This window comes from Grimontia sp. SpTr1, assembly GCF_947387585.1.
Lineage (GTDB): Bacteria > Pseudomonadota > Gammaproteobacteria > Enterobacterales > Vibrionaceae > Enterovibrio > Enterovibrio indicus.
In genome coordinates, this window is the sequence record NZ_CANDOD010000052.1 from 1 (window position 1) to 1,081 (window position 1,081).

Consider the following 1,081-nt stretch of genomic DNA (forward strand, 5'->3'; position numbering starts at 1 on the left):
TGTCTAAAGAAAAATTTGAACGTACGAAACCGCACGTTAACGTTGGTACTATCGGCCACGTTGACCACGGTAAAACCACTCTGACTGCAGCAATCTGTACTGTACTGTCTAAAACTTACGGCGGTGCAGCGCGTGACTTCGCATCAATCGATAACGCGCCAGAAGAGCGCGAGCGTGGTATCACTATCTCTACTTCACACGTAGAGTACGATACTCCAACTCGCCACTACGCACACGTAGACTGCCCAGGACACGCTGACTATGTTAAAAACATGATCACCGGTGCTGCGCAAATGGACGGTGGTATCCTGGTTGTTGCGGCAACTGACGGTCCAATGCCACAAACTCGTGAGCACATCCTGCTGGGTCGCCAGGTTGGTATTCCATACATCCTTGTATTCATGAACAAGTGTGACATGGTTGACGACGAAGAGCTGCTTGAGCTGGTTGAGATGGAAGTTCGTGAACTGCTGTCTGAGTACGACTTCCCAGGCGACGACTGCCCAGTCATTCAAGGTTCTGCACTGGGTGCACTGAACGGCGAAGCTGAGTGGGAAGCGAAAATCGTTGAGCTGGCAGAAGCACTGGATTCTTACATCCCAGAGCCAGAGCGTGCGATCGACAAGCCATTCATCCTGCCAATCGAAGACGTATTCTCAATCCAAGGCCGTGGTACTGTTGTAACGGGTCGTGTTGAGCAAGGTATCGTTCGCGTAGGTGACGAAGTTGCTATCGTTGGTATCAAAGAGACTACCACTACTACTTGTACTGGCGTTGAGATGTTCCGTAAGCTTCTGGACGAAGGCCGTGCAGGTGAGAACGTTGGTGTTCTGCTGCGTGGTACTAAGCGTGACGAAGTTGAGCGTGGTCAAGTACTGGCGAAGCCTGGTTCTATCACTCCTCACACTAAGTTCGAGTCAGAAGTATACGTTCTGTCTAAAGACGAAGGCGGCCGTCATACTCCGTTCTTCAAAGGCTACCGTCCACAGTTCTACTTCCGTACTACTGACGTGACCGGTACTATCGAACTGCCAGAAGGCGTTGAGATGGTAATGCCAGGCGACAACATCCAAATGGTTGT

Annotated in this window: 1 protein-coding gene; it reads left to right on the forward strand. The window is 50.9% G+C overall.

All coding sequences use genetic code 11. From position 1 onward, the window contains the following. The coding region (tuf, locus tag QL223_RS25880) for an elongation factor Tu (protein WP_281546361.1) at positions 1-1,081 on the forward strand (1,081 nt) is incomplete at both ends.